We start from the raw sequence: 23,080 nt of genomic DNA on the forward strand, positions 1-23,080 counted from the left end.
CGCCGCGGCGGTAGCACAGTTCACCGGATGTTCGCCGGAGGGCCACGTGTCGGCGAGGAAAGACTTGCCACCTAGACTTTTGCGGTGACTATTTCCCCGATCGTCGCGCATCTTCGCAGTTTCGACGACCGGATCGCCGTCCTCTGCCCTCGGCCTCCTTCGGCGGGTGTCACAGCGCCGAACTCGGTTGCGGATGATGTGCGGCGAGTCACCTATGCGCAGTTGGCGACGCTCGTCGAGGAATACGCGGCTCGACTGGGATCGCACCGGCGGCTCGTCGCCCTCGCGGCGCGCAACGACATCGGTTCGCTCGTCGCCTATCTCGGCGCGCTGAGCGCGGGCTGCGTCGTCCTGCTCGCTGCCGAGATCACCGAGGAATTGCTGGGCGCCTACGATCCGGATGTCGTCGACGCGGGTGAGCCGATCGCGCGCCGTGTGCACTCGGCTCACGATCTGCACCCGGATCTCGCCCTGCTGCTGAGCACTTCGGGGTCGACCGGTTCGCCGAAGCTGGTGCGGCTGTCTGCGGCGAACCTGTTGTCGAACGCGTCCGCGATCGCCGAGTACCTGTCCATCGGCCGGGACGACCGCGCCGCCACCACGCTGCCATTGTTCTACTGCTATGGACTCTCGGTCGTGCACAGTCATCTGCTGCGCGGTGCGAGCCTGCTGCTCACCGAACGGTCGGTGCTCGACGACGAATTCTGGGATCAGGTACGCGTACACCGGATCACGTCCTTCGCTACCGTCCCGTACACGATCGATCTGCTCGATCGCGTCGGCTTCGGCCGGATGCGGCTGCCGGATCTGCGCTATATCACGCAGGCCGGCGGGCGCCTTGCCCCGCAACGCGTGCGCGACTACGCGGAATTGGGAGCACGCTCGGGCTGGGACTTCTTCGTCATGTACGGCCAGACCGAGGCGACCGCCCGAATGGCCTACCTACCGCCGCATCTGGCGGCGGCGCATCCCGATTGCATTGGTGTGCCCATCCCCGGCGGGCGATTCACGTTGGAAAAGGTGGACGACGACTCCGCCGAGGAGCTCGTCTATCACGGCCCCAACGTGATGATGGGCTACGCGCAGTCCTCCGCCGATCTCGCACTCGGGCATACCGTCGAGGCGCTGCGCACCGGTGACCTGGCGCGGCGCACCTCCGATGGCCTGTATCAGGTGGTCGGCAGGCGCAGCCGGTTCGCGAAGATCTTCGGCCTGCGCATCGACCTACAGCGGCTCGAATCTCGTATGGCCGCCGCAGGGTTCACAACCAGCTGCACCGAGAGCGGCGACCACCTCGTTGTCGCGGCCGAACGCTCTGCGATTGTCGGCGCGGGCTCCGAGGTCACCGCCGCCGCGGCGAGGCTGTCCGGGCTGCCCGCCGCGGCCATCCGCTCCTGCCTTGTGGACGAGCTGCCCCGCCTTGCCAATGGCAAGCCGGACTATCCGACCATCCGCAACCTTCCCACCGCCGCACCACCGGCCACCACCCGAAACATCCGCGCCCTCTACGCCGACGCGCTCGGCCTCGAGCACGCGCTGATCCGACCCGACAGTACCTTCGTAGACCTCGGCGGCAACTCGCTCACCTACATCACGACCTCGGCCCGCCTCGAGCGCGCACTCGGCAGACTACCCACCGACTGGCCCGCACTCACCGTCGCCGAGCTCGAACGAATCCCACGCGGCACCAGCACTTTCGGACGCGCCCTCGACACCTCGACGCTGCTGCGCGCGGTCGGCATCGTACTGATCCTTGGCTCGCACATCGGCATTTACCGGCTGTGGGGCGGCGCTCATGTGCTACTCGGCGCCGCGGGGTTCAACTTCGCCCGCTTCGCGATGAGCGCGGCGCCACGCGCCGAACGGTTGCGTCACGGGCTGCGCACCGCCGCGCTCATCGCGATACCTACCGCGTGCTGGGTGGCGTTGACACTGACGTTCTCCGACTACTACAGCTGGCAGAACGTGTTGCTGCTCAACAAGATTCTCGGGCCGCAGGACAGCGACACCGCAGGACACCTGTGGTTCATCGAGGTGCTGGTGCTGTTCATCGTCGCGGCGGCGTTACTGGTTCGCATGCCGTTGTTCGATGCGCTCGAGCGGCGCGATCCGTTTTGGTTCGCCATGGCGCTTGTCGTGGTCACGCTGCTGTTCCGGGTGCAGCCGTTCGGCCTCTATTCCGCGCACGACGTGCCCTTCTCGCCACTGGCCTGCTGGTTCTTCGCGCTGGGCTGGGCAGCCGCGAAGGCACGCACGATCTGGCAACGACTGTTGGTGAGCGCCATCATGTTGGCTTCGGTGCCTGGCTATTTCGACGGCCCCGATCGCGAGCGCCTCGTCATGGCGGGACTGCTGCTGCTGTTCTGGTTGCCCGCGGTGCGAGTACCGGCGATCGCCGCCGCTGTGGCCGCCGTGCTCGCCGACAGCTCACTGTTCGTCTACCTACTGCATTGGCAGGTTTACCCACTCTTCGGGCAACACCACGGCGCCGCGTTGCTCGCATCGCTCGGCGCGGGCGTGCTCGCTACGAGCATGGTGACAGGTCTGCGACGACGGTCAGGTCTCGAGAGTCAGGACTTCCGCCGCCGCCTCCTGCGACAATCTCGCGATCAGTATGTCTCGCGGAATCGTTTGGCCGGCAAAGTGATCGAGTGACGGCACCACCACATGGTGGGCGTCGGCTCGCTTGAGCTCCTGTGTCAGCTCGGCCAAGGCCGTGCCGTCACCTGAGGTCGATTCATGGAACGTTGCGGCGAAGCAGAGGCCTTCCGCGACCGCGAGGGTGCGTAGTGCATCCTCGAGCTCTTCGCTGTGGCCGTCGGCCAAATCGTCACGCAAGTATCCATAGATCAACGCTTCCACCCGAACCTCCGTTGGATTGGGTATCGCTGTTCTCTGATGTGGATCTCCCCAGGGTGGGGGTACTGCGTTCCTGCAAGAGCAGATGTTCTTGCATTCGGAGCCGGCAAACTCTCCGCGCTCGTATCCAGCATGTAGGACGACATACTGCGAATGCAGCTGTCAACCCAGTGACATCTAAATGCCCTATCCGGGCCACCGAGCGTTAACTGGTGCGATACTACAGATGTGGCCGCTGGAGACGATCGACCCGTCTGGGCTGTCCGGATGCGCTCCGAACGCGACGCACGGGGGTGGTCACAAGCAGATTCCGTACGAGTGATGCGCCTCAAGTCATCCCACAACTTGCCGACAGACAGTACACTCCTGCGGAACTGGCGTCGCTGGGAATCGGGCGAGTCGCGCCCAGACGATTTCTATGCCCCTATCATCGCCGCGGCCTTCGACACTGTGACCGCCGCATTCTTCCCCAAGGCCAGGCCGAACAGAGACGACGAACTGCTCGCCGCGACGGGCATGGACACCCTGGAATTCATTGGCAGACTGCGCATGTCCGATGTCTCCACCTCCACCCTCGATGCCATCCGGATCACCGCGGAGCGGCTGTGCTGCGAGTACCCCTACGCCGACCCAAAAGGCCTGCACACCGAGGGAACCGCATGGTTGCGGCGCATCACCTCGTTGCTCGATGGTCGCCTTACTTTGTTGCAACACCGGGAAATACTCGTGCTCGCCGGGTGGGTCGCGCTGCTGGTCGGTTGCGTGGACTACGACATCGGCCGACGCACCGCCGCGGAGGCGACCCGCCGCGCCGCGTACTCGCTCGGCCAGGAGGCCGAGAACGCCGAAATCATCGGCTGGAGTGCGGAAATGGCGGCCTGGTTCGCCCTCACCCAGGGCAATTACCGTGGCGCCATCGATGCCGTCGACGCGGCGCTGGAGACCAGCAAGAACCTCGGCGTCGGCGTTCAACTGGCCGCACAACGTGCGAAGGCCTGGGCACGTCTCGGCGAATGTCGCGAAGTCCAAGCCTCTCTCGATGAGGGCCGAGCAATTTTGGAGCGACTCGACCACCCGTCCAATCTGGATAACCATTTCGTAGTGGACCCCAACAAGTTCGACTTCTACGCCATGGACTGCTGCCGGGTCGCCGGCGAAGACCCCAGTGCCGAGTCCTACGCACGAGAGGTAATCCGCAACTCCACCCGCGCCGACGGCAGCATCCGCAACCCGATGCGAGTGTCCGAGGCTCACCTGACCCTCGCGGTGGTCGCCGTGCGCGACCGCGACCTCGAGTTGGCGGTGAACGAAGGCATGCGCGCCTTCGCGGGCAAGCGCCGTTCGCTGCCTTCGCTGATGTGGATCGCGGGCGAGACGGCCCGCGAAATCATCGAGCGTTTCCCCGGTGACCCACGCACGCTGGTGTATCTCGACCAGTTGCGATCGCTTGCCACCAACTGATTCTCGCGCACGCGTGCGCTCGACCGCGAGACCCGCCACCTCGCACAGACCCGCGGCGAACGCTCGCAAACCGGACGCAGCCACGCCGAATGGGGGTCGTTCTTGTAGGCGGCGACCGCCCCGCTACTACCCTGTTCCCGGTGACCGACTCCGTCGACGGCTTGCCGAGTGCCGCGCCCGCGCTATGGGATGAGCGGCTGCGGCTGTTTTCCTTCGCCACCGCGGAGAAGCGGACCGACTATCTGTGGGTGCTGCGGGCGTTCGACAGTGCTCGGGCGGCGTATGTGGTGCTCTTGCATGCCGACGATGTGGCCGAGTGGATCAACCGAAACGGTGGACGTCCGCAGGCGGCGCGGGTCGAGAGCGACGGACAGTCGGAGGTAGCGCGGCTGACGGGGACCGAGATCGGTCCGCTGCTGGACCAGCTGCATCAGTGGGGTGTGCTCGAGCGCAGTTATGACGGGACGCGCGCCGCCACGCTGGCCGAGTATCGCAATCGGCACTATGTCTATCAGTTGACCCAAGCCGGTTTTCAGGCCTACCGCGCGGTCGCCGGTGTGCTGGAGTCCCGGCTCGACGAGGCGTCGTTGTCGCGGCTGGTGCTGCCGGAACTGCTGGCCGATCTGCACGCCCTTGCCGAGGCCAATCGAGCCGCCGACGCGGAGCGCGTCTACCGGACACTGCGACGACTCGACGCCACCTTGACGGATATGGCCGCGCGGGCCGCGCACTTCTATCTCTCGCTCGGCGACATGGTGCGCACCACCGAGATCACACCGGAGTCGTTTCTCGCGCACAAGGACGCACTGCTCGCGCACATGCGGGACTTCAGCATGGACCTCGCACGCTTCGCGCCACGGCTGGCCGCCGCCATCGAGGAGATCGAGGAGACCGGCGCGGAGGATCTCGTCGAGCGGGCCGCCAAATGCGATGAGCGGGTGTTGTTGAGTCTTGCCGAACGGCAAGCCGATTGGCGGATACGGTGGCACGGGCTGCGGACCTGGTTCGTCGCGGTGGCCGCCGAATCCGGCGAGTCGTCCTCGACCGAGACCGACCGGCTGCGCGAGGCGACCATGAGCGCCATCGCCGCGGTGTTGTCGCTGTTGCGGCGGGTGACCGAGACACGCCGAGGTGGCGTGAGCCGGGAGTCGGCATTGCGGCATCTGGCGGGCTGGTTCACCGCCGCGCCGACGACCGACAGCGCGCACGCGCTCTACGACGCCGTCTTCGGTTTGGGCAAGCCTCGACATTTGGCCTTGGAACATCCCGATGCGGAGTTGATTCCCTCGGCCCGATCCTGGTGGGAGGCACCGCCGCTCGAGATTTCGCGAACCTTGGCCGAGACCGGCAGGCCGCCGGCGGCGGGCGCTCCCGCTCGAATTCAGCGCAATGACGCGGGGATTCGCCGGTTGCGGGAAGCGCAGTTGGACGCACAACGGGCGCGCGCGGAGGCCGCGAAGTCCCTCGCCGCCGCGGATGTGCACCAGCGAGTGCTCGACGAACGGGAGACCGAGGTGTTGTTGCGGTTGCTCGACGCCGCCTCCACCGCATGGGTGCCGGTCAGCGGGCGGGTCGACGGGACAACAGGTTCCGACAGCGGGGTCACGCTCACGGTGTCGCAACATTCCGGCTCCACGGTGGTGCGCACCGCACGCGGCCTGCTGCATCTGAACAATCGCAAGCTCGACGTCCGGCAGACGACCCGCTCACGCGCGACCGCGGGCAAGCCCGAAGCACGCGGGGGCCGAGCATGATCCACGCACGTCGCGTCGACTCCCTCGCATTGGACAATTACCAGCGCGCGGCCAGGGTCATCCTGGCCAATCACCTGGTGACCAGGACCTACCCGGACCGGATCGCACTGCCGCTCATCCGACGCTGGGCCACCGAGTTGCGCGAAGACCTCGCCGAGCTGTTCGGCTATCGGCTGGAGGTCACCGAGACTACGGCGCGGGTCTTCCCGGTGATCGACCAGCTCGACGCGGGCAAGCCCGCCCGCACCGTCACCGACCGCATTTTCGATCGCCGCCGCTACGCCTACCTCGCGCTGGCGCTTGCCGCACTCGGGCGCGCGGGTGATCAGATCACATTGTCGGAGTTGGCCGATCAGGTCGCCGCTTACACCGGCAGGGTCGACGGGCTCGAACTCGCACCCGACCGTGCCGCGGACCGCGACGCCTTCGTCGACGCGGTCGGCTGGCTGGCCGCGCGCGGCGCGCTCACCCTCGCCGACGGTGACGCGGGCGGTTGGGCCGCCGACCCGGAGGCAGGTGAGGCGCTCTACGATATCGACCGCCCGGTGGTGTTCGCGCTGTTCCGACCGCCACGAGCATTGCAGCACCTGCACAGTGTGGAGGGGTTGCTCACCGAAGATGCGATGGCTCATCCCGCAGGTTCCGCGCACGCTTCCGATAGCGCCCGCCGGGTGCGCAGGACGCTCGTCGAGCGCCCGGTCGTCTACGCCGAGGACCTCGACGCCGGCGAACGCCCGCTGCTCCTACATGACCGCGTCGTCGCGGATGTGGAACTGTTCACCGGTCTGCGCGCCGAGCGACGCGCGGAGGGTGTCGCGCTGATCGATACCTCCGGACGCCTCTCGGATGTCAGGTTTCCGAGCACCGGGACCCTCGCCCAGGTCGCGCTGCTGCTGGTCGGTGAGATCGCCGATCGGGTCCTCGATATCGATAACCCGGTACCGCAACGCCCCGGCGCACCCGACCCGGCTGTCGCGCTGGCGAAGCAGCTCGACGACGCCATCCCGGCAGCGACGGTCTTCGTGCCCCTCGCCGATCTACCCTCGACGGATTTCGTTGCAGGCGAGATGGATTCGATGGAGCACGAGTTCGACGAAGCGCCGACCGATGTGACCTACCCGTTCATCGACTCGCCCTGGGTACGGGAAACGGTCCAAGCACTCGCCGACCGCTACGGCCTCACCTTCGCCGCGCAGTGGCAGGCGGATGTCCCCGGCCTCACCACCGAGGTCGTCGCACTGCTCGAGCGCCTGCGCCTGGTCCGCGTTGTCGAGGACGGGCTGATCATTCTGCCCGCCCTCGCCCGATATCGCGGCGCGGTCGTCACAGTGCGGGCCAAGCGCACCGCGGAACTCTTCGTCACCGCCTCCGACACCATCGGGGCCGACAGCGTTGGTACGGAAGGGATGTAGATGATGTCGCTCATTCATGGCGGAGTGCGGTTCGTCCCGACCCGCGCCGGGATCGTCAACCTGTGGGACTACCGCGATCAGGAATTCTGTTTCGCCGACGGCAGGTTGGTACTGCGCGGCCCCAACGGCTCTGGAAAAACCAAAGCACTCGAGGTGCTGTTCCCGTTCGTGCTCGACGGCAGGATCGAGCCGCGCAGGCTCAACCCGTTCGCCGGTGAAGAGCGCACGATGAAGTCGAACCTGTTGTACCGCAAGCAGGAATCGGCCTACTCGTATGTGTGGATGGAGTTCGCGCGCGGCAGCTGGGACGCCCCCGAGGTGGTGACCGTCGGCATCGGGATGCGGGCGACTCGCTCCTCCGACAAGGTCACCCGCTGGTATTTTGTCGCCGACGGCCGTGCGGGCGTGGACTTTTCGCTGATCGGGCCCGACGACAGGCCGCTGACGCGCAAGCAGCTCGCCGAGCAGATCGGCACCGATGCCATCGTCGATCGCCCCGTCGAATACCGCACCGCCATCGACGCGCGCATGTTCGGTTTGGGCACCCAGCGCTACGACCAGCTCATCAACCTGATCCTCACGCTGCGCCGCCCGCAGCTGGCCAAGAACCTCGACCCACGCGGCCTTTCGCAGGCGCTGACCGACGGTCTGCGGCCACTCGACGAGCAGCTGATCCTCGACGCCGCCCGATCTTTCAGCGATATGGAAGAGGTCGGCCGCACCCTCGAGGGACTGGTCCACGCCGACACCGCGACCAGGGCCTTCGTTGGTGTGTACCGCAAATATCTTGCGGTACAGGCGAAGACAGATGTCGACCAAGTGCGCGGGCGACTCGACGCGGTCACCCACGCGGGCACCGCATTATTCGCCGCGACCGCACTGCGCGAGCGGCGCGAGGGTGAACGCAGGGCCGCCGAGGAGCGGGCCGAGGACGCCGACCGCGCCTACGAACAGGCCCTTTCCGACCGGGAAACGTTGCAGCGATCCAGCGCCTACGAGGGCAAGCAGCAGCTCGACGATCTCGCCGACGCGGTACGCAGGCTGGAGACCTCCGCCAGTGTGCACAGCGACAAATCGCTCAAGGCGCGACAGACTCTCGACCAGCGCGGTCAGGAAGCCGAACGCGCCAAGACATCGGTGCGCAACGCGGCCGCCGCACTGGCCCGCGGCGAGGATGAGCTGCGTGCCGCGGCCGAAGAAGCGGGGATCAACTGGACCGCGCTGCCCGAGCAGACCCGCGCCGACCAGCTCACCGCGGCGGTCCGCGGACAGGCCGAGGAACGCGACGCGGATGTGCGTGCGGTCCGCAAGGCGCTCGGTCTGATGGATTCCGCCTCCGCCGAACGCACGAGGGCCGAGCGTCTGGCCGAACGGGCAAGGGAGCTGCGGGAGTCGGCGGCGGCAGAGGTCGCGCACGCCGAGGCCGCCGTGGTGTTGGCACGCACCGAGGCCTCCGGGGCGCTGCGTGGCTGGTGGGACGCGCATCGGGAGGTCTACTCCCCCATCGAGAAAGGCCTGTTCGGGGCGCTCGATGCCGCGCTGGCGCACGCGGGAACCGATGAGGCCGCAGGTATGTCCGAGGTCCTCGCCGAGCACGCCGAACCGCTGCTGGACGAGGTCCGCAACCGCCGCCAGGCGGCACGTGCCACGGCGGCAACGGCAGGCGAACGGATCGCCGAGCTCACCTCCGAACGCGATTTGGTCGCCGCCCAACGCGACGAGGCGCCACCGGTTTTCGCCGCTCGTACCGGTGCCAGGGCGGGCAGGCCGGGCGCACCGCTGTGGCGGTTGGTGCGCTTCGCCGACGACGTCACTCCGGCGGCGGCAGCGGGCATCGAGGCGGCGGTGCATGCCGCGGACCTGCTCGACAGCTGGGTCTGCGCCGAATCCGAACTGCCGTCGGACTACGACTCCGACCAGTTTCTGGTCCCGCTGCCCGCCGATGCAAGGCCGTCGGGCCGCACACTCGCCGATGTCCTTGTCGTCGAGGACAATTCCGACGAACTCACGGTCCCCGCGCAGGTGGTCGCCGAGGTACTCGCCTCGATCGCGTTGCACGACAGCGACACCGATCTCGGTGCGGGCGTCGCGGTCAGCACGACAGGCGGTTTCCGGCACGGCGTTCAGGTCGGGCGCCACCACAAGTCCGACGCCGAGTTCATCGGCGCCACTGCCCGCGCCACGCGCCGCGAGATCCGCATGACCGAACTGGCGGCGGCGATCGACACGGCCGAGCAGCTGCGCACCCGAGCCAGCGACCAGGAGGCCGCAGCCGCCGCCGAACTCGCGCGAATATCCGCTGCCGCCAAAGCATTACCCCGCCCGACAGCGGTGGCGGCCGCGCTGCGTGTGGTGTCGGAGACCGCGGGCATGATGCGGTCCAGGTCCGAGGCAGTCCAGCAAGCCGAACGCGACCTCGATCAAGCTGTCACCGACGGATCGGCGATCGAGAAGAAGCTGCGCGCCATCGCCATCGAGCACCGCACCCCGCGCGACGCCCGCGACATCGATGCGCTGGCCGCCGCCATCCGACACTTCGAGAACACCGGAACTGGCCTGCTGCGCTTGCGCACCGACCATGAACGGGAGCGTGAACGCGAACGCGAAGGCATCGACCGCTTCGACGAGGCCCGCGATCTCGCCGAAGCCTTCGCCGAGGAGGCCGAGGCCGCACAGGCCGGGTACCAGGAACAGTTGCGCAAACTGGAGACACTGCGCGAGGCGCTCGGCGCGGGCGCTGCCGACATCGACCACGAACTGGAGCAGGCGCGGGAAAAGATCGAGGCGACGAGGGCCGAGCAGAAGTCCGCGCGCAAGGCGGCCAACGAGGCGATCGAAGCTGTCGGCGATGCCGAGGCCGCCTACCGCACCGCACACGAATCGCTCGGCACCGCGCTCACCGAGGTGCTCGCGGACGTGAAAAGCCTTGCCCCCTACGCACAACCGGATCTGCTCACGCTGCTCGGCGCGCCCGCTGACGGCCGCTGGCCGAGCAGTGCGGCCGCCTGGTCGACGCCTGAACAGCTGCTGTACCGGATCGCCGCGGCGGGCCCCGAGGCCGAACCGCAGGTGCTGCCGGAGGAAGTCGCCGAACTGTTCGAAAACCTCTCTACGGCAACGTCATCGGTGCGCGCTGGCGAGGCCACCCGCAAGTCCACTCGCAGCGCGGTCACCGCGGCGTTGCAAGAGTTCGACGCCGCGCTCGCCGGTTGCGGGCGCGACTACCGATTGCAGTGGGACGCCGCCGACGGACTCACCGTCGTCCAGGTCCAAGACGACCATGGCCTTTCGGCGCTGGCGGATTTCGCGACCCGCATCGACCAGGCCCGCCACGACCAGGAACTACTGCTCACCGATGCCGAACGGCGCATCCTCGAGGACGCGCTACTGACCGGTCTCGCCCAGCAGATCCACGAACGCACCAGCGACGCCCGCGATCTCATCGCCCGCATGGGCTCGGAGATGAAACAGCGGCGAATGTCCTCCGGCAACACCATCGGCGTGCACTGGGTGCTCGCCGACTCCCTCTCGGACCCGGCGCGCGCCATGTGCAAGCTGCTCGATCGTGACTCCTCATCGCTGGTCGCCGAGGACCTCGCCTCGATCCGGGCCCACTTCGCCTCCGAAATCCGCACCGCCCGCGCCGCCCACCCGGAGCGCTCCTACCCCGAAATCCTCGCCGCGACGCTCGATTACCGAACCTGGCGCGTGTTCTCCTTTACTCTCATCTCCGCCGACGGCAGCGAAGACAAACTCACCGTCGCACGCCACAGCGCCCTCTCCGGCGGCGAACAATCGGTATCACTGCATCTGCCCTTGTTCGCCGCCGCCCACGTCATGCTCGACTCCGCCGACCCCCAGGCCCCTCGCCTACTGGCCCTGGACGAAGCCTTCGCGGGCGTCGACGACAACGGCCGCAGCGAACTACTCGGCCTCAGCGTCCAATTCGACCTCGACCTGTTCATGACCGGCTACGACCTCTGGATCACCTACACTCACGTCCCCGGCTGCGCCCACTACGACCTGGCCCACTCCACCGCCGAAAACACCGTCAGCGCAACACTTCTGGTCTGGGACAGCGGCGACCTCCTCGCCGAACACGACGGCACCGACCTCACCACCGCGCTGGGCTCCCCCAATCGCCGGAGGGTTCCGAACACCATCGAAGGGGGGCTCGCGTTGCCTGACATGCCTGGCAGCAAGAGGACCGACACCGTGCAGGTCAGCTGAACGATCGGCGCGAGAGCTGCACGCCTTTCAATTCGCGCAACTCAGCACACCCTGGAACCGGTTCACCGGTACTCGTCGTTGACGAGTACCGGTGAACCGTCAGCGCAACAGTGTTCCTCAGTTGAGATTCATTGGTGAGGATGGCGGGAACGTGACCGGAAGCGCCGCCAACGCGCGGTGGAAACCACCCGGTCGTCGCTCCAGCTGCTCGGCGGGCACGGCCAGCCGGATCTCGGGTAGCGCATCGAGTAACTGGTCGAGCGCTTCCTGAACGATTACCGTCGCCAGTGACTGGGCCGGGCATGCGTGTGGACCAGCACCCCATGCCAGGTGCGCACGGTTCCCGGTGTGATCACCATTCACCACCGCGGGATCGTTGTTGCATGCCGCGAGGCTGATCACGACCGGTTCATGTATCGGCAGCATTGCCTCGCCGATTATTTGCGGCTGAATCGGATAGCTGAAGCATGAGTTCGCCAATGGTGGATCGGTGAACAACACCTCATCGATCGCGTCCCGGGTGGAAAGGGTTCCTGCGAGTAGCTCATTGGCGAACCTGTCGTCGGTCGCCATCAACAACAACGTGTTCACGATCAGGTTCGCTGTCGGTTCGGTACCGGTGGCGTACAACATCGCCAACTGCTGCACCATCTCTGTTTCGTCCAAGTCGGCGGGATGCTCCAGCAGCCACGACGTCACATCGGCGGCAGGGGCCATCCGCTTGGCCGAAATCGCCTCCAGCATCGTCGAGATGAGTGCCCGATTGCCCCGCTCGGCCGAAGCCGGTTCCGCGCTGCGCAGCATCACCAGCGCCTCGAACGCGGCCTCACCTACCTCCGGCGAGAGGCCGAGCAGTTCGTTGAGCACGTGCGCGGCGAGTGGGATCGCGAACTGGCCGAGCAGGTCGGCGGAACCCATCTCGCAGAAACTATTGATCAGCAACGTCGCGGCGTACTCGACCTCGCCGCGCAGAGCGTTCAGATCGATTTTGTCGAGGCTGTCGGTGTTGGCACGCCGGAACCGGGCATGCTCCTCGCCCGCAGTCCGGGACGCAGTCGGCCGCCACTCCATCATCGGCAAAACCGGGCAACCCGCTGGTACTTTGGCCTGCCAGACCCTCGGGTCGGCCGGAAAACGCGTGGGGTCACTCAGGATGTGTAGTGCCTCGCGATAGCCGATCACCAACGTCGCCGGGACGCCAGGTGCTATCTCTACCGGCACCAGCGGACCATGGTGGCATCGCATCTCCTGGTAGGCGCGGTGCGGATCCGCCGCGAACTCGGCCGAGGACAGCGTCACCTGCGTGGGCCGACGAGGTCAGCCGACGCTGAGAGTCGAACTGACCGACAGTCAGGCTGTGTCGTTGAATTTGCCAGGGACGATGACATAGTCAAGAGTGGCTCCTCACGACGAATTGGACTGACGACGAGGTACGTGAATCGGCATCGGCTTCGGCGCCAACGGACACAATCGTTCCAGATTGCTGCCGGAGTGCTGCGGGTTTCGTAAATCCCCTACTCACGTAGCTCCTTTGATCAGCGCAACCTTCGAACTCCTGCCCGAAACCGACTGGTTAGTCAAATCTGTTCGACCACAGCATATTTCGAACATTCCGCTCGATGATACCCCGACTACCCAGCCCGCTCCGTAAGGTCTGCTGATCCGTAGCCGTAGGTCCAACGCACCGGCCATGTCCGAGCACGGCGATCACCGCCGAACGGACAGGCCGGAGCGAGATTTCCCTGTATTGGGGCACCGAACGTTGACACGTTTACGCCTGCTTCGACGCGAGCTCGATCACGGTGATATCGGAGGGAGCGCCCACCCGGACCGGAGGTCCCCACGCACCCGCGCCACGGGTGACGTAGAGCTGGGTGTCGCCGTAGTGTTCCAGGCCCGCGACGGTCGGATTGGCGAGGCCCGCAAGGATATTGCCGGGCCAGATCTGACCGCCGTGAGTGTGGCCGGACAGCTGGAGGTCGACGCCGAACTCGACCGCGGCGTGGATCTGCACCGGCTGATGCGCCATCAGCACCGCCGTGCGCGCGAGATCACGGTCTGCGAGCGCTGCGACGAAATCCGGCCCATGACCGATACGTTCACCCTGAATGTCGTTGACGCCCGCGAGGTCGAAAAAAGGCAGTTCGGCACGGCTGTTCGCCAGCAGACGCATTCCGAGTTCCTGCACGTGCTCGGTCCATTGCTCGACTCCGGAGAAGTACTCATGATTGCCGGTGACGAAAAAAGCGCCATGTCGCGCGTGCAGTCGCGACAGCGGTTCGACCGCCGACCGCAGGTGTTCGACGCTTCCGTCGACCAGATCGCCCACCACAGCGATGAGATCCGGCTGTGTGCCGTTGATCGTATCGACCACCCGATCGGCGAACCCGCGGCCGAGAATCGGACCGAGATGAATATCGCTGACCACCGCGATCCGAAATCCGTGCGCGGCGCGCGGCAGATTCGCCAACGGCACAGTCAACTGCTTCACCCGCGGACCGGACAGCACGCCGTAGGTGCCATAGCCGACGGTGCTCACCGCAGCCAGCGCCGCCGCACCGCCCACCGCACGAGATACGAAGAGCCGCCGCGAAACCGGCGCGGGATGTTCCAGCTGCTGTTGTCGATCTCGCGTCGCAGCGTCGGACACCCCGGTTGCGGGAACGAGGACGTCCTCGGGTGCCGCGACTAATGTCGCGGAGCTGTTCACGCGGGCGATCCACCGCCGCAACAGCGGCCGGACCAGCTCGCCCACGAGCAGCGACAGCAAGAGATAGACCAACAGCGCACCCCACATATAGCCGGGCCAGGCGATGATCTGGACGATCAGGAACGGAATACCTGCCCGTTCGGCCACGAACGCACCGATCAACAGCACCGGCCCCGCGGCGATCACCCCGGTACCTACTCGCCGGGCGATCGACCCGCGCACCGTCGTCTCCCACACGAGCCGACGCCATAAGTACCAGTGCAGTCCGCCGAATGCACCAACGACGATGATTCCCCCGGCAACGACCACCACGACAACGACCACCACGCCCACAGGATCACTCTATGTCGAGTCGAGGTCGATAAGCCGAATCGAAATGAATGGCGAAACGACAGCGACGAAGGAATCTGGAACTACCGCTCGCTCGCATCCGCACGCAGCGGCGGACATGCCGTACCCGGCAGCGTGGCGAGCTCGAAGTGCCACCACTCGTTCTCGTACATCCGACACAGCCCCCACTGGTTACCGTTCACCTCCAGCCACTGCGCGCCACCGCGCGGCCCCACGTCGATCGCCTTACCCGACACATGCGTCGACTCGGCGGGGGGCAGCACCCAGCGCCGCGCCACATCGGGACTGCCGTAGGTCCGCAAACCGTCGAGCCACAGCTCCTCCTGCTGCTCGGGGGTCCTATACCCCGAGGTGATCGACAGATCCACGCCCTCGGCTTCCGCCTGGTTCTGCGCCATCGTATAAGCCAGCGCGAGGCCGGGCTCCAGCCCTTCGGTCCCGATCGAGGACCCCGTCGCGACCTGCTGATCGACCGGAGCGGCGGTCGCGGACGGCGACGCGATCGCGGTGGCGACAATCGCGGGCAGTACGGCGACGGGCAGGCCGAGCAGGAACCGATTCCTCCACACTCCGCGCTTCAGCAACATGCGGGCGATACTAGTAGCTTCCAGCGGCAGTTCGCCCTAAGCCTCGATCAACCGACGGAACGCGGCCCGAGCCGCTCGGGCGCATGCGGGCACGAAGTACGCCTCGCAATGGCGCGGGGAGATTCAGCAACATGTCAGCGAACGAAGTGACAGCACCCTGTCCTCGAAACACCGCTGTCCGGAATCCAGGTCGCACGTAAGGAGTTACCGGTCAGCAAGGTCGAATCGGCGTGTCCGCCAGCGTGTTATCCACAGGAATGACCGTTGTCCACAATCTATTCCAGTGTTGTGGATCACTTAGATGAAGCATAGGTATGACTGAATCCCGGGAACCTGCGGTGCCTTTACCCGATCTCCTCGCCTGACTCCTCGAGGCCAGGCGCGAAGCTGATTCTGTATCGCCCGAGCACGCGTAACAGTCCGGGCGCCTACGAGGTGCCGGATTCGCGTGCGCAGGAAGGAAACCCGGCTTGCCGCACTCGGACACAAGTACTATCGGGCCGCCCAGTCGACCGTGCCTAAAGCAGCCACTCCTCTAGCAGCCAGCTGGAGAGATGAGCAGCAAACCCGCGTCCTTCAGGACCGGGTAGTCGACGATTCCGGACAATTCGCTCAACGATTTCATTGCCGTGGTCGCGAGCGTAGGCGACTGCGATCTCGATCTTGCGAGACTGCAGATCCGATTGCTGGCTCAGCACCGCGATCCGGCGTTCCATCGGTCCGTCGAGTTCCTGCAGTCGCGCAACGACTTCCCACACATTCGGCCCGGCCGCGAGTACCGCACGGCGGTCGGTGATGGGGCCGCGGAAAACGATCCCGGGGTGGTCGAGCTGGTCGAACCCCTCACGGATCAGGCGACTGAGCAATGCGATCGAACTGGTTCCCTCACGTCCGGCACGCTCGACCAATCGGCGGCTGGCTGATTCCGAGATACGAAACGACGTATTCATTGTCCTCCTCGACCTCCATGACACACCTCTGCGACGACGTACTCGCTCGAGAGTGCCCGCTGCGACGGCACACCACCCCGGCGATCGGGGTGACATTGCCGTGTCCGCGTAGATGCCCTCGGTGGCGGTCGAAACGCCCAGCCACAGGAGCTGTTCATTGCCAACGATTCTCGCCGGTGGTGATCGTGGCCAGCTAGCGGGCCCGCCAGCTGGATGTCAGGAACTGCCGGTCGATGGAAGGGCCTTACGCGCCTGCTCACATGCGGCGTGGTCGGCGTCGGGCCGGTCCTCGCCGGAACGGGCACAGCCCTGCCTGGTGTAGCCGCTCCGGTCATAGCCCCACCGGTCGTAGCCGGATCGGTCGTAGCCGAACACGTCCAGACCGAGCACGTCATATCCGAATCGGTCGCGGCCGGATCGATCGCGCCCGAACGCGTCGTAGCCGGATCGGTCGCGGCCGGATCGGTCGCGCCCGAACGCGTCGTAGCCGTCGGCGCCGAAGCCGTCGGTGACAGTGCCGGGGGTGACAGTGCCGGGGGTGCAGCCGATTTCTGACGGCCGACAAGTATCGGCGGACGCCGGCACGATGACCACGGCCGGAGCGAGCGCAAACACCGTTGCGGCGATGGTTCGCGTCACCGCGCGCCTGGCTTTACTCGGGGCCATGGTTCTCATGGACAACGTCGACCTCTCTCTCGAACGAAACACAGTGGCCGCGTTCCGATTCCTCACAGAGCGACGCGCGGTCAGACGCGCTCTCGAGAGCGCGTCCGTACCCGCAGCGCGATGGGCTTCTGCGTTTCGGCGAAGAAATCGTTGCCCTTGTCGTCGACGACGATGAACGCGGGAAAGTCTTCGACCTCGATCTTCCAGACCGCTTCCATGCCGAGCTCTTCGTACTCGAGTACCTCGACGGATTTGATGCAGTCCAGCGCGAGTCGGGCGGCAGGGCCACCGATGGAGCCGAGATAGAAACCGCCGTGCTCATTGCATGCCTTGGTGACCTGGGCCGAGCGATTCCCCTTGGCCAGCATGACGAACGAGCCGCCCGCGGCCTGGAACTGGTCGACGTAGGAGTCCATCCGGCCCGCGGTCGTCGGGCCGAACGAGCCTGATGCGTAACCCTCGGGGGTCTTAGCCGGGCCCGCGTAGTAGACGGCCATATCGCGCAGGTACTGCGGCATCGGCTCGCCCGCGTCGAGGCGTTCCTTGATCTTGGCGTGTGCGATATCGCGCGCCACCACCAGCGGCCCGGTCAACGAAAGCCGGGTCTTCACCGGGTATTTCGACAGTTCCGCGCGGATATCCGCCATCGGCCGGTTCAGATCGATCTGCACCACGTCGCCACCGAGGATGGAATCGGTCTGCTCGGGCAGGTAGTGCGCGGGCTCGCGCTCGAGCTGCTCGAGGAACACACCCTCCGGGGTGATCTTGGCGAGGGCCTGCCGGTCGGCCGAGCAGGAGACCGCGATCGCCACCGGGCAGCTGGCGCCGTGCCGGGGCAGGCGCACAACGCGCACATCGTGGCAGAAGTATTTGCCGCCGAATTGCGCACCGATGCCGAAGGACTGGGTCAGCTTGAAGACCTCTTCCTCCAGTTCGAGATCACGGAAGGCGTGCGCCGCCATGGACCCCTCGGTCGGCAGCGTGTCCAGGTAATGTGCCGAGGCGTATTTCGCTGTCTTCAAAGCGAATTCGGCGCTGGTGCCGCCGATGACTACCGCGAGGTGGTACGGCGGACAAGCCGCGGTGCCGAGCGAACGGATCTTCTCGGCGAGGAACTCCAGCATCCGCTCGGGGTTCAGGACCGCCTTGGTCTCCTGGTACAGGAACGATTTGTTGGCTGAGCCGCCGCCCTTGGCCATGAAAAGGAACTTGTAGGACGGCTGTGCGGCATCGCCCTGCGTCGAGTACAGCTCGATCTGCGCGGGCAGGTTGGTCCCGGTGTTCTTCTCCTCCCACATGGTGATGGGCGCGAGCTGCGAATAGCGCAGGTTCAACTCGGTGTAGGCGTCGAATACGCCACGGCTGATCCATTCGGCGTCGTCAGCGCCGGTCAGCACACCCTCGGACTTCTTGCCCATCACGATCGCGGTGCCGGTATCCTGGCACATCGGCAGAATGCCGCCCGCGGAGATGTTCACGTTCTTGAGCAGGTCGAGCGCGACGAAGCGGTCGTTGCCGCTCGACTCCGGGTCATCGATGATTTTGCGAAGCTGTGACAGGTGCGCCGGGCGCAGGTAGTGGCTGATGTCGTGCATCGCCTCGGCGGTGAGCAGCCGCAGCGCCTCGGGCTCGACCTGCAGGAATGTCCGGCCGTTGACTTCGAAGGTACTGACGCCCTCGGTGGTGACCAATCGATAGGGGGTGTCGTCGGCGCCGATCGGCAGCAGATCTGAATAGCGGAAATCCGGCGCGGTCACGGGTCGCACTCCTTCGGGCTTGCCTGCGGCTGGAAACCGGCCACGGCTGGTCATGAGCACAGGAAGCCTATCCATCGCACCCCACCCGACCGCTGCTTAGGCAGTCCTAACATCTAGCATCACTCCAATTAGGTTGCACGTTCAACCCAGTGGTGCTAACTCTCAGTTCTGAGAAGTTGTCGGCCGGCCTGCTGGCACGTGACAATTTATCTGATACGTCAGAGTTTGGAGCGCTATCGTGACCGATCCCCAGTGGCTCGATGACGTCGAAATGCGTGCGTGGCTAGGCTTCGTACGCACCCGAGACCTCATCGCCGCGGCGGTCGGGCGCGACTCGTCCCGCGAGTCGAACCTCACCTACGTCGAGTACTCGGTGCTGGCCTTCCTCGCCGATTCGCCGGATCATCGCCTGACCTTCGCCGATCTGGCCGCCAAGCTGGAGTGGTCACAGAGCAGACTCTCGCATCAAATGACCAGGATGGAGAAGCGCGGCCTCGTGGCGCGCGAGCCGATCCCAGACGATGCCCGCCGCACCGCTGCCCGGCTGACGCCGCGCGGCAACGACGTCCTCTCGACCGCGGCTCCCGCCCACGTCGACAGCGTGCGAAGACATATGGTCGACATTCTGGACCGTCGGCAACTCGCCGCGCTCGCAGACATTTACGACACACTGCTCGCCCACCACCGCAGAGCGGACGCCCCGGACTGACCCGGCCGATCAGCCGACGGTCGCCTCTGACGCCGGTCGAGTCGGAATCTCGGTGGGCCGCGCGGGTATCCCGAGCGCACGCTCGAAACCTTCGGGCACGATCAAGTCGGACCGGTCCAGATCCCGCACCGAGGTCTTGCGCAGACCGAGCAGCGCCGAGTCGATGCCGCCGCGCAGGATATCGAGGACGTTCTCGACGCCCGGCTGGCCGTTGGCGGCGAGACCCCAGAGGTAGGCGCGGCCGATCATGACCGCGCGAGCACCGAGGGCGACCGCCTTCACCACATCGCTGCCTCGGCGAATACCACCGTCGAGAACCACGTCGATCTGAGACCCGACAGCTTCGGCTACCACCGGCAGCGCGCGAATCGCCGCCGGAGTACCGTCCAGATTGTTGCCGCCGTGATTGGACACCGAGATGGCGGCCACACCCGAATCAATCGCTCGCAGTGCGTCATCCACTCGCATCACACCCTTGAGCATGACGGGGCCGGCCCACTGCTCGCAGATCCACTGCACGTCGGACCAGTCGGGCGCAGGAGTGCCCATCCACTCGCCGTAGGCGCCGAAGAACCCGGGCGCGGGCCCGTCACCGATGGCCATGTTCGGGGCGGTCAGGTCGGGGATGTGGCCCGACTTCAGGTAGGTACTCAGCCAGCGCGGCTTGATCAGGGTCTGCGGTGCGAAACGCAGCATGGCGCGCAGATCGAGCTTCTCCGGGATCACCGGGCTGCCCCAGTCGCGGCCGTGTGAGAACGACCAGTCGAGGGTGAGGATCAGGCCGACCGCGCCCGCCGCCCGGGCGCGCGCCATCCGCTCCAGGATCTCGTCTTTACTGCCGCACCAGTAGAGCTGGAAGAACGTCGCGGGGTTGGCCGCGATCACCTCTTCGATGGGCTTGCTGGCGAAGGAGCTCAGTCCCATCGCGATCCCGCGCGCCGCCGCCGCGCGGGCCACAGCCACTTCACCGTCGGGATGCACTGCCTGCACACCGGTCGGCGAAATCAGCACGGGCATGGAAAGCTGCTGTCCCAGTACGGTTGTCGACTGGTCGCGTTCGCCGATCGGGCCCGCGACGTGCGGCGCGAAGCCGAGTTCGGTGAAGGCCCTCTGATTCTCCTCGATCGTCTGGCCGCGCTCGGATCCTGCGATCAGCGCGCCGTACACCGATTTCGGTAGTCGTTTCTTCGCGCGCCGCTGCGCCTCGGCGACTGTTTCGAACCATGGGTTCATATTCCGGTCCTTTCCCGGGAAGCTACCGGCCACCAGTGCCGGGTTCGGTCGTGCAGATCGGTAGTCAGTTGTGCGAGCAGCGCGGCCCCTTCGTCCGCGCCCGCGCCCGCCGGGTCGCCGAGTACGCCGTTGGCGCTCACCGCGCGAACACCCCCTGCGCGCAGCAGCGGCAGGATCTCGGGCAGCGGCCGGGTATCACCCACGACCGCGCGTTCGATGCGTACTCGGCCCCGTCCCAGTGCCAGCTGAATCGAGGTCTCGGAGCGTCCCGCGTGCGGATCGCCCTGATAGCGGGGCATGTACACGCGGACGTCACGGGATTCGGTACGCAACAGCGCGCAGGCCTCGCACAGTGGCTCCAGATTGCCGCCGTGCCCGCTGACCAGCAGGATTCGGTCGAAAGTGTCGGTGGCCGATCGGCACAGCTCCACAATCAGCAGTGTCAACGCGGCCTGCCCGATGGACAGGGTGCCGGGGAAGCCCGCATGCTCACCGCTGGAGCCATACGGAATCGCGGGCGCAACAAGCACATCAGGCCGCAGTGCCGCCAGCCGCGCAGACAACGCCACCGCGATGTCGGTGTCGGTGGATAACGGCAGATGCGGACCGTGTTGCTCGGTAGCGCCCACCGGCACCGCGAGGATCGCGCCGGCGGCGGCACGCTCGCCCGCCTCGGGCCAGGTGAGATCCGCCACGGCGAGCTTGTGGGCCGCGACACTTTCCGACATGCCGCGAGATTATCGTCAGTCACTGACATAATCAATAGAGACATAATCAATAGCCGTGACACCTCCGACGCGCGGCCGCCCACGGGGCACCACCAAGCGTGAACTCGAACTGATCGCCTTGCGCCTGTTCACCGAGCAGGGCTTCGACGACACCACCGTCGAGCAGATCGCCGCGACCGCCGGTATCAGCGGACGCACCTTCTTCCGATACTTCCCCACCAAGGCCGAGGTGCTCTGGTACCAATTCGACGACGAGGTCGCCGCCCTGCGCGCCGCATTCGCCATGGTCGCCGACGAGGAACCGATGATGACCGCAGTACGTCGAGTTGTCGTGAACGCCAACCGGTATCGCGCCGAGGACGTCGCCGAGCTGCGCACCCGCATGCAGCTCGTCGGTGCGATTCCGGCGCTCGCGGCCACCGCGGGCGCGCACTACGACGCCTGGGAACGCGCGGTCAGCGCCTTCGCCGCGCAGCGGCTCGGCGAACCAGAGGACGCCCTGCTCCCCCTCGCCATCGGTCGCACAACTCTCGCCGCAGCACGCGCCGCCTTCGACGCCTGGCTCGCGAGGGCCGATGCCGATCTCACGGTGTATCTGGACGAGGCGCTCGCGGGCCTGGCCCGTGGATTCGCACACCCGTGAAATTCCCTGGACTACCGGTAGGTTTCGCCAGCAACTCCGGTGGGGTATGACTAGGCTCGGTAGCGACTTGCTGCCGCACGTACGATGATCGCGACCCACCCGTCGAAAGGGGCTGGAGTTTCCATGTCCGAGGTGTCCATGAACCTTTCGGCGGACTCTCTGTCAGTAGGACCGGTCGACAATCTGCTTCCGCAGCTGGTCGAACACCTGCGGCAGAACCGCACCGCGCTGCGTGAGGAGTGGGCACGTCGTATCACCGATGCCCAGCTGCTCACCGCAATGACGCCCGAGGAGATCTTCTCCGAGGCGACCTCCGTCTACGACAACTACGTCGAGGTGCTCGAGACCGGTAGCGTCGCCGCGCTGCAGGCCTACGCCCGCGATCTGTCAGAGCGCATCATTCCGAGAGGAGTCGAGACCGACGAGGTCATCGGTATCGTGCTGCTGCTTCGCGACGTGCTGGCCCGCTCGCTGTTCGAGAAATACCAGGCCGACTTCGAGTTGCTCAATGCCGTCCTCGACGCCTACGAACCGGCAGCGAACCGCATCGCAAGCACCGTGGCCATCTCGTTCGTGCAGGAACGCGAGCGCGTTATCCGCCAGCAGCAGGAAGCCATTCGCGAGCTGTCGACTCCGGTCTTGCAGGTGCGTGAGCAGCTGCTCATCCTGCCGATCATCGGCGTGCTCGACAGCCAGCGCGCCCGTCAGCTCACCGAACAGCTGCTACGGGCGATCCGGGCCAATCGCGCCAAGGTCGTCGTCATCGACATCACCGGTGTGCCCGCGATCGACTCCACGGTGGCCAACCACCTGGTGCAGACCGTCGACGCGTCGGGCCTGATGGGCGCGAACGTCATTATCACCGGCCTGTCCTCGGAGATCGCGCTGACGCTGGTGACCATCGGGCTCGACCTGTCCAAGATGAATGCCGTCGGCGACCTGCAGGGCGGTATCGAAGAAGCGGAACGTTTGCTGGGCTATGAGGTGACCCGTGTGACGGATCGGCCCATCGAACGCGACGGACGCTGAC

General features: G+C 66.1%; 16 protein-coding genes. 8 read left to right on the forward strand and 8 right to left on the reverse strand.

Features of this window, described 5'->3' with window-relative positions; translation table 11 throughout:
• Positions 1-84 precede the first annotated feature (84 nt).
• From ACLMAJ_RS04635 to ACLMAJ_RS04655, 5 genes are all read left to right on the forward strand, one after another.
• On the forward strand, positions 85-2,655 hold the full coding sequence (locus ACLMAJ_RS04635) for an AMP-binding protein (RefSeq protein WP_412012223.1): 2,571 nt from the start codon (positions 85-87) through the stop codon (positions 2,653-2,655).
• A gap of 654 nt (positions 2,656-3,309) precedes the next feature.
• Complete coding sequence (locus ACLMAJ_RS04640) at positions 3,310-4,320, forward strand: NsdA family TPR-like regulatory protein (RefSeq protein ID WP_412012224.1); 1,011 nt, start codon at positions 3,310-3,312, stop codon at positions 4,318-4,320.
• 197 nt (positions 4,321-4,517) lie between these two features.
• Positions 4,518-6,074, forward strand: coding sequence for a TIGR02677 family protein (locus tag ACLMAJ_RS04645; protein ID WP_412012502.1), 1,557 nt, complete (start codon positions 4,518-4,520; stop codon positions 6,072-6,074).
• Positions 6,074-7,486 carry a TIGR02678 family protein gene (locus tag ACLMAJ_RS04650; RefSeq protein WP_412012503.1) on the forward strand — a complete coding sequence of 471 codons (1,413 nt, stop codon included), beginning with the start codon at positions 6,074-6,076 and terminating at the stop codon, positions 7,484-7,486. Before ACLMAJ_RS04645 ends, ACLMAJ_RS04650 begins: the two co-directional genes overlap by 1 nt.
• Positions 7,487-7,489: 3 nt before the next feature.
• Positions 7,490-11,716 carry a TIGR02680 family protein gene (locus ACLMAJ_RS04655; protein ID WP_412012504.1) on the forward strand — a complete coding sequence of 1,409 codons (4,227 nt, stop codon included), beginning with the start codon at positions 7,490-7,492 and terminating at the stop codon, positions 11,714-11,716.
• 117 nt (positions 11,717-11,833) lie between these two features.
• Here ACLMAJ_RS04655 and ACLMAJ_RS04660 read toward each other — a convergent pair whose 3' ends face one another.
• The 6 genes from ACLMAJ_RS04660 to ACLMAJ_RS04685 all read right to left on the reverse strand — a co-directional run bounded on the left by ACLMAJ_RS04660 (position 11,834) and on the right by ACLMAJ_RS04685 (position 18,791).
• Positions 11,834-13,015, reverse strand: coding sequence for a cytochrome P450 family protein (locus tag ACLMAJ_RS04660; RefSeq protein WP_412012225.1), 1,182 nt, complete (start codon positions 13,013-13,015; stop codon positions 11,834-11,836).
• A gap of 472 nt (positions 13,016-13,487) precedes the next feature.
• Positions 13,488-14,759 (reverse strand): metallophosphoesterase, encoded by a 1,272-nt coding sequence (locus tag ACLMAJ_RS04665; RefSeq protein ID WP_412012226.1) that lies wholly within the window; start codon positions 14,757-14,759, stop codon positions 13,488-13,490.
• 80 nt (positions 14,760-14,839) lie between these two features.
• Positions 14,840-15,364 carry a M15 family metallopeptidase gene (locus ACLMAJ_RS04670; RefSeq protein ID WP_412012227.1) on the reverse strand — a complete coding sequence of 175 codons (525 nt, stop codon included), beginning with the start codon at positions 15,362-15,364 and terminating at the stop codon, positions 14,840-14,842.
• 518 nt (positions 15,365-15,882) lie between these two features.
• Positions 15,883-16,314 carry a hypothetical protein gene (locus ACLMAJ_RS04675; RefSeq protein ID WP_412012228.1) on the reverse strand — a complete coding sequence of 144 codons (432 nt, stop codon included), beginning with the start codon at positions 16,312-16,314 and terminating at the stop codon, positions 15,883-15,885.
• 216 nt (positions 16,315-16,530) lie between these two features.
• Entirely contained in the window at positions 16,531-16,989 is a 459-nt protein-coding gene (locus ACLMAJ_RS04680) for a hypothetical protein (protein ID WP_412012229.1), read from the reverse strand.
• Between the two features lie 71 nt (positions 16,990-17,060).
• Positions 17,061-18,791 carry a fumarate hydratase gene (locus tag ACLMAJ_RS04685; RefSeq protein ID WP_412012230.1) on the reverse strand — a complete coding sequence of 577 codons (1,731 nt, stop codon included), beginning with the start codon at positions 18,789-18,791 and terminating at the stop codon, positions 17,061-17,063.
• Positions 18,792-18,975: 184 nt separating this feature from the next.
• Between ACLMAJ_RS04685 and ACLMAJ_RS04690 the strand changes: the two genes are divergently transcribed.
• Positions 18,976-19,446, forward strand: coding sequence for a MarR family winged helix-turn-helix transcriptional regulator (locus tag ACLMAJ_RS04690; RefSeq protein WP_412012231.1), 471 nt, complete (start codon positions 18,976-18,978; stop codon positions 19,444-19,446).
• 9 nt (positions 19,447-19,455) lie between these two features.
• On the opposite strand, the gene mftD is transcribed toward ACLMAJ_RS04690, so the two are convergent.
• Complete coding sequence (mftD, locus tag ACLMAJ_RS04695; protein WP_412012232.1) at positions 19,456-20,679, reverse strand: pre-mycofactocin synthase MftD; 1,224 nt, start codon at positions 20,677-20,679, stop codon at positions 19,456-19,458.
• Positions 20,676-21,407 carry a mycofactocin biosynthesis peptidyl-dipeptidase MftE gene (mftE, locus tag ACLMAJ_RS04700; RefSeq protein ID WP_412012233.1) on the reverse strand — a complete coding sequence of 244 codons (732 nt, stop codon included), beginning with the start codon at positions 21,405-21,407 and terminating at the stop codon, positions 20,676-20,678. The genes mftD and mftE overlap by 4 nt, the downstream gene beginning before the upstream one ends.
• Before the next feature lie 55 nt (positions 21,408-21,462).
• On the opposite strand from mftE, the gene mftR reads away from it, so the two are divergent.
• A complete protein-coding gene (gene mftR / locus ACLMAJ_RS04705; protein WP_412012234.1) occupies positions 21,463-22,050 on the forward strand; it encodes a mycofactocin system transcriptional regulator in 588 nt (195 codons plus the stop codon).
• A gap of 123 nt (positions 22,051-22,173) precedes the next feature.
• Positions 22,174-23,079, forward strand: coding sequence for an STAS domain-containing protein (locus ACLMAJ_RS04710; protein WP_412012235.1), 906 nt, complete (start codon positions 22,174-22,176; stop codon positions 23,077-23,079).
• The last annotated feature ends 1 nt before the right edge of the window (position 23,080 follow it).

The sequence above is a fragment of the Nocardia arseniciresistens genome, from assembly GCF_046764875.1.
GTDB classification, from domain to species: domain Bacteria; phylum Actinomycetota; class Actinomycetes; order Mycobacteriales; family Mycobacteriaceae; genus Nocardia; species Nocardia arseniciresistens.